This is a genomic window from Actinomycetospora sp. (assembly GCF_055612215.1).
Map to the genome: position 1 here is coordinate 1 of NZ_JBVPVA010000899.1, position 7,276 is coordinate 7,276.

General features: G+C 77.8%; 4 protein-coding genes. 3 read left to right on the forward strand and 1 reads right to left on the reverse strand.

The annotated features are described in order from the left end of the window. Window positions 1-101: hypothetical protein (locus AC0CYZ_RS24465; protein ID WP_472220175.1), on the reverse strand; the 101-nt coding region annotated here is incomplete at its 3' end. Window positions 102-105: 4 nt separating this feature from the next. On the opposite strand from AC0CYZ_RS24465, the gene recC reads away from it, so the two are divergent. From recC to AC0CYZ_RS24480, 3 genes are all read left to right on the forward strand, one after another. After that, window positions 106-2,622, forward strand: coding sequence for an exodeoxyribonuclease V subunit gamma (gene recC / locus AC0CYZ_RS24470; protein ID WP_472220177.1), 2,517 nt, complete (start codon window positions 106-108; stop codon window positions 2,620-2,622). Continuing rightward, on the forward strand, window positions 2,619-6,017 hold the full coding sequence (locus AC0CYZ_RS24475; RefSeq protein ID WP_472220171.1) for a UvrD-helicase domain-containing protein: 3,399 nt from the start codon (window positions 2,619-2,621) through the stop codon (window positions 6,015-6,017). The genes recC and AC0CYZ_RS24475 overlap by 4 nt, the downstream gene beginning before the upstream one ends. Continuing rightward, on the forward strand, window positions 6,014-7,276 hold a 1,263-nt coding region (locus AC0CYZ_RS24480; RefSeq protein WP_472220173.1), incomplete at its 3' end, for an AAA family ATPase. The genes AC0CYZ_RS24475 and AC0CYZ_RS24480, both read left to right, overlap by 4 nt.

Genomic DNA, 7,276 nt, shown 5'->3' on the forward strand with positions numbered 1-7,276 from the left:
AAGGAGGACGAGGACGGCGCGGGCGAGGGGTGCGGCAGCCAGAGGTGGACCTCGCGGGTGTGCGCGAGCGCCTCGAGGACCTCCAGGTGGGCGGTGGCCAGCCGGGTGGGCCCGAAGAAGGAGAGCCGCGCCGGGAGGTCCCCGTCGCCGCCGGGGCCCGGCGTCGTCGAGGTCCACCACCCCGCGCCCGGGCACGCGCCGACGACGCTGCTGGAGCGCCTGCAGGACGACCTGCGCCACGACCGCGCGCCCGTCCTCGCCGACGTCCCGGGCGACGCCAGCGTCGCCGTGCACTCCTGCCACGGGGCGGACCGGCAGGTGGAGGTGCTGCGCGAGGCGGTGCTCGGCCTGCTCGCGGACGACCCGACGCTGGAGCCGCGCGACGTCGTCGTCATGTGCCCCGACGTCGAGACCTTCGCCCCACTCATCACCGCGGCGTTCGGCGGCGCCGGGGACGGCGAGCACCCCGGCCACCGGCTCCAGGTCCGGCTCGCCGACCGCGCGCTCACCCAGGTCAACCCGCTGCTCGGCGTCCTCGGCACGGTGCTCGACCTCGCGGACGCCCGGCTCACGGCGAGCGAGCTGCTCGACCTCGCGGAGTCCGGGCCGGTGCGGCGCCGCTTCCGGTTCGACGACGACGACCTCGAGCGGCTCCGCACGCTCGTGTCCCGCGCCGGGGTGCGCTGGGGGCTCGACCAGGAGCACCGGGCGGCCTACCGGCTCGGTCGCGTCGCGGACAACACCTGGGAGCGGGGGCTGGACCGCCTGCTGGTCGGCGTCGCGATGTCCGGTGACGAGCAGGTCTGGCTCGACACCGCGCTGCCCCTCGACGAGGTCGACTCCCGCGACGCCGACCTCGTGGGCCGGCTCGCCGAGCTCGTCGACCGGGTCGGCGAGGTGCTCGACCGGATGCAGGGCGGCGGGGGCGGGCGCACGGGCGCGCAGTCCCTGGGTGCCTGGCTCGACGCGCTCACCCTCGCCGTCGACGGGCTGACCGCCACCGCGCCCGCCGACGTCTGGCAGCTCACGCAGACCCGTGCCGTGCTCGCCGAGGTGCGGGGCTCGATCGACGACCCGGGCGACGAGGGCCCCGCGCTCACGCTGCACGACGTGCGCGCGGTCCTGGGCGACCACCTCGCCGGCCGCCCCACCCGCGCGAACTTCCGCACCGGCACGCTCACCGTGGCCACGCTCCTGCCCATGCGCAGCGTCCCGCACCGCGTCGTCTGCCTGCTCGGCCTCGACGACCAGGTGTTCCCCCGCGCCGGGAGCACCGACGGCGACGACGTCCTGGCCCGCGACCCCTGCGTCGGTGAGCGGGACGCCGCCGCGGAGGACCGCCAGCTCCTGCTCGACGCGATCCTCGCCGCGACCGAGCGCCTCGTCGTCGTGCACTCCGGCGCCGACGAGCGCACCAACGCGCCGCGCCCGCCCGCCGTCCCGGTCGGGGAGCTGCTCGACACCCTCGACGCCACGGTGACGGTCGGCGGCCGCCCGGCCCGCGAGCACGTCGTGCACCAGCACCCGCTGCAGCCGTTCGCGGCGCGCAACTTCTCGACCCGCGCCGGCCGGCCGTTCAGCTTCGACGCGACCCAGCTCGCCGGGGCGCGGGCGCTGGTCTCGGGCCGGTCGACGCCCCCGCGGTTCCTCGACGGGCCGCTGCCCGCGCGGGTCGGCGCCGGGCCGGCCGACGTCGACCTGACCGACCTCGTGCGCTTCGTCGAGCACCCGGTGAAGGCGTTCCTGCGCCAGCGGCTGTCGCTGATCCCGCGCGGCGAGGAGGAGGAGCCCGACGAGGCGCTCCCCGTCGACCCCGACGGGCTGGCCCGCTGGGCGATCGGGGAGCGGCTGCTGACCGACCGGCTGGCCGGGCACGAGGTCGCGGCGTGCGTCGAGGCCGAGCGCCGCCGGGGCTTCCTCCCGCCCGGCGCGCTCGGGACCCGCCTGCTGAAGCAGCTCGGACGCCAGGCCGAGGACCTGGTGCGCGCCGCGGCCCCGCTGTGGGACTCCCCCGCGCACGACGTCACCGTCTCCGCGGAGCTCGACGACGGCACGGTCGTGGTCGGCACCGTCCCCGGGGTGCGCGGGACGACGCTCGCGTCGGTGTCGTTCTCCCGCCTCGCGGGCAGGCACCGGGCGGCCGCCTGGGTGCAGCTGCTCGCCCTCGCCGTCGCCTACCCGGAGCGGCCGTGGTCGTCGGCGACGCTGGGGAAGGGCGGTCGCGGCGAGCCGCCGGCGCGCGCGCTGATCGCCGGGATCGACCCCGAGCGCGCCCGCGCCGTGCTGGCCGACCTGGTCGCGCTGCGCGCCGAGGGCCTGCGCGAACCGCTCCCGCTCTTCCCCAAGGCCTCCGAGCGCTACGTCTCCGACCGCCCGCGCCGGACCACCCGCCAGGCCTTCGACGCGGCCCGTCGCTCCTGGTCGGGCGACTACGGCGACGCCCGCGATCCCGCGCACGTGCTGGTGTGGGGGCGCGACCGGGCGCTCGACGACGTGGCCGGCGCCGCGACCGGGCCGGGCGCGGACGCAGGCGGCGAGTCGACGCGGTTCGGGGAGCTCGCGGTGCGGCTGTGGCGTCCGCTGCGCGAGGCGGAGTCCGGGCGCGAGGAGCACTACCGGTGACGGCAACGGTGGACACGGCGGTGGCGCCGTTCGACGTCCGGGGGCCGCTGCCCGAGGGCACCACGGTGCTCGAGGCGAGCGCCGGGACCGGGAAGACGTACACGATCGCGGCCCTCGCGGCGCGCTACGTCGCCGAGGCGGGGGTGCCGCTCGCCGCGCTGATGCTCGTCACCTTCGGCCGCGAGGCCACCCGCGAGCTGCGGGAACGGGTCCGGGAGCGGCTGGTCGCCGTCGAGCGCGCCCTCGCGGGCGGGGACCCGGGCGGCGACGCCGTGACCGCGCTGATCGTCGGGGCCGGGGTGATCGACGACGCCGAGCGGACCCGCCGCCGTCGTCGCCTCGCGCACGCCCTGGCGCACTTCGACGAGGCGACGATCGCCACCACCCACCAGTTCTGCCAGGACATGCTCGCCGGGCTCGGCGTGGCCGGGGACACCGACGCGGACGCCCGGTTCGTCGAGCAGATCGACGACGTCGTCACCGAGGTCGTCGACGACTTCTACGTCCGCGCCTACGCCCCGGACTCCGCGCCCGAGCCGCCGTTCGACCGGGACACCGCGCTCGCGCTCGGGCGGGCCGCGGTCGGCGACCCGACCGCGGTCATCGCGCCGGACCGGGGCGCGACCGAGGGCGACGCGGACGCCCGCGCCCGGTTCGCCGTGGCCGTGCGCGAGGAGGTCGACCGGCGCAAGCGCACGCGCCGCCTCTACACGTTCGACGACATGCTCACCCGGCTCCACGCCGCGCTGGTCGACCCGCGCCTCGGTGAGGCCGCGTGCGCCCGGCTGCGCGACCGCTACCGGGTCGTGCTGGTCGACGAGTTCCAGGACACCGACCCGGTCCAGTGGGACATCCTCCGGGTCGCCTTCCACGGGCACTGCACGCTGACCGTCATCGGCGACCCGAAGCAGGCGATCTACGGGTTCCGCGGCGCCGACGTCGTCTCCTACCTGGCCGCGGCGGGCAGCGCCGGGGCCCGCGCCACCCTCGCGACCAACCACCGCAGCGACGCGGGCCTGCTCACCGCCCTCGGCACCGTGTTCGACGGGGCGGCGCTGGGCGACCCGCGGATCGTCGTGCACCCCGTCGGGGCGGCGCACCCCGGTCCCCGCCTCGTCGGGGCGCCCGACGGCACGCCGTTCCGGCTGCGGGTGGTGCCCCGCGGGGGCCTGCGGGCGAACTGGCGGACCGGGCTCCCCGAGATCGGGCCGGCCCGGGCCCGGGTCGCGGAGGACCTGACGGCCGACGTCAGCGCCCTGCTGGCGGCCGACCCGACATGGGAGGGGCGGCCGCTCGGCCCCGGTGACGTCGCGGTCCTCGTGCGCACCAACGCCCAGGCCGACCTGGTACGCGACGCGCTCGCGCAGGCGGACGTCCCCGCCGTGCTGGCCGGCGCCGCGAGCGTGTTCGCCACGGACGCGGCGCGCGAGTGGCTGACGCTGCTGGAGGCGATCGAGCAGCCCGGCCGGGCCACCCGGGTGCGGGCCGCCGCGCTGACCTGCTTCGTCGGGAGGCGCGCCGCCGAGCTCGACGCCGACCCCGACGCCGTGCTCGCCGAGGTCGGCGAGGACCTGCGCCGCTGGGGCGCGGTACTGCGCGACCGCGGGGTCGCCGCGATGCTCGAGGCCGCCTCGGTCCGCCACGACCTGGTCCGCCGCGTGCTCACGACCCGTGGCGGCGAGCGGCTGCTCACCGACGTCCGCCACGTCGGCCAGGTGCTGCACGCCGAGGGCGCGGCGGCGCGGCTCGGGGTCGTCGCGCTCGCCGAGTGGCTGCGGCTGCGCATCGTCGAGAGCGAGGGCCGGCGCAGCGAGGCCCGCCCCGAGCGCACCCGGCGGCTGGAGTCCGACGACGACGCCGTGCAGGTCCTCACCGTGCACAAGTGCAAGGGCCTGGAGTTCCCGGTGGTCTACGTGCCCTTCGGGTGGGACCGGTGGGTGCCGGGCGAGCCCCGCGAGGTGCTCCACCACGACGCGGCCGGTCGACGGGTGCGGGCCGTCGGGGGACCGGCCGACCCGGCGTGGAACGAGCACTGCGCCGCGCAGCGCCGCGAGGACGACGGCGAGGACCTGCGGCTGCTCTACGTGGCGCTCACCCGCGCCCAGGGCCAGGTGGTCGCGTGGTGGGCGCCGTCCTCGCAGACCGCGTCGTCGGCGCTGAACCGGGTGCTGCGCTCCCGGCACCGGGGCCCCGGCTTCGAGCCCGACAGCTTCGTCACGATCACCGACGACACCACGGTGTGGGCCGAGCTCGCCGCCCTGGCCTCGCCGGAGCTCGCGGTGGAGGTGGTGGAGCCACGGTCGGCGCTCCACCACGTGCCCCGGGCCGTCGAGCACGGCCGTCTCGCCGTCGCCCGCTTCGACCGCGAGCTGGACCTGGCGTGGCGGCGCTCGTCGTACTCCTCGCTCACCGCCGACGCCCACGCCGCGCACGGCGCTCGACCCGCCCACCCGGGAATGCCCGAGGCCGCGACGTCCGAGCCCGAGGAGTCCACCGTCACCGACGAGGCCGACCTCGAGGTCGAGCCGGTGCCGGATCCCGCGGCGCTGCCCTCGCCGATGGCGGACCTGCCGTTCGGGGCGGCGTTCGGGGTCCTGGTGCACGCCGTGCTGGAGACCGTCGACACCGCCGGCAGCGACCTCGGGGCCGCCCTCACCGCCGCCGCGGCCGAGCAGCTGGCCCGCCGCCCGCTCGCCGGGGTGACCGCCGCCGGGCTCGCGGCCGCGCTGGAGCCGGTGGTGCGCACCCCCGTCGAACGCCCCGCCGGCGCCGCGCCCTGGTCCTACGCCGACATCGCGCCCCGCGACCGGCTCACCGAGCTGGACTTCGAGCTGCCGCTGGCGGGCGGGGACCGCGCCGGCGGGGCCCCGGAGACGGTGACCCTCGGTCGGGCCGCGGCGCTGCTGCGGGCCCACCTCCCCGCCGACGACCCGCTCGCCGGCTACCCCGAGGCGCTGGAGACGCTGTCCGGCCAGGTGCTGCGCGGCTACCTCACCGGCAGCATCGACGCCGTCCTGCGCGCGCCCGACGGCCGGTTCGTGATCGTCGACCACAAGACGAACTGGCTCGGGCCGAGCCCGCTCGACGGGTCGGTCGGCGAGCCTCTGACCAGCGCGCACTACGGGCCGGCGCAGATGACGACCGCGATGATCCGCGCGCACTACCCGCTGCAGGCGCTGCTCTACGGCGTCGCGCTGCACCGGTTCCTGCGCTGGCGGCTGCCCGGCTACGACCCGGCGACGCACCTCGGCGGGGTGGCGTACCTGTTCCTGCGCGGCATGTGCGGGCCGGACACGCCCGTGGTCGAGGGCACGACCTGCGGGGTCTTCCGCTGGTCGCCGCCGCCCGCCCTGCTCGTCGCCCTGTCCGATCTGCTCGCCGGGAGGACCTCGTGACCGTGCTGGGGGAGCTCGCGTCGGAGGAGGGCCTGCGCGTCGCGGTGCGCGCGACCGGGCTGCTCGCGGAGTTCAGCACCCGCGGTGTCCTCGCTCCCGCCGACGTCGCCGTGGCCCGCCGGCTCGGGCGCCTCGGCGGGGAGACCGACGACCGGGTGCTGCTGGCCGCCGCGCTCACGGTGCGGGCGCTGCGCTCGGGATCGGTGTGCCTCGAGCTCGCCGACGTCGACCGGCGGGTCCTCGGCGAGGACGACGCCCTCGTCCCGACCGACGACCTCGACTGGCCCGAGCCCGCCGCGTGGGAGGCGGCCCTCGCCGCGAGCCCCCTGACGCGCCCCGGCGGCCCGCTGCGCCTCGACGACGGCCTGCTCTGGCTCGACCGCTACCGCCGCCAGGAGGACCAGGTCCGCGACGACCTGACCGCCCGCGTCGTCGCCCCCTCCCCGACCGTCGACCACGCCCGGCTGCGGGCCGCCCTGGACCGGCTCTTCGCCGACGTCGGGGCCGACGACCACCAGCGCCTCGCCTGCGCCGTCGCGACGCTGCGCTGGACCGCCGTCGTCGCGGGCGGGCCCGGCACCGGGAAGACGACGACGGTGGCCCGGCTGCTCGCCGTGCTGCGCGACCAGCACCCCGACCTGCGGATCGCCCTCGCGGCGCCGACCGGGAAGGCCGCCGCCCGGCTCGGCGAGGCCATCGGCGAGGAGCACCTGCCCGCGGCCGACCGGGAGCGGGTCGGCCGGCCCGAGGCCTCGACGATCCACCGGCTGCTCGGGTCGCGCGCGGACACGTCGTCGCGCTTCCGCCACGACCGGCACCGGCGGCTGCCGCACGACGTCGTCGTCGTCGACGAGACCTCGATGGTGTCGCTGACCCTCATGGCGCGGCTGCTCGAGGCGGTCCGCGACGACGCGCGCGTGGTGTTCGTCGGCGACCCCGACCAGCTCGCCTCCGTGGAGGCCGGCGCGGTGCTCGGCGACCTGGTGTCAGCCCCCGACCTGGGCGCCGGCGCGCAGGCCCGGTCCCACGCCGTCGACGCCGCACTCGACGCCGTCGGGTGCACGACGCGGCCGGGGGCGAACGGCGTCGTGCGGCTCGGGCGGAACTACCGCAACAACGCCGACATCGCCGCCCTCGCCGCCGCGATCCGCGCCGGCGACGCCGACGAGGCCGTCGCGTGCCTGCGCGGTGCCGCGTCGCTGGAGTTCGTGGAGTACGACGACGCCGCAGCGCTGGCCGAGCGGGAGCCCGCCGGCCTG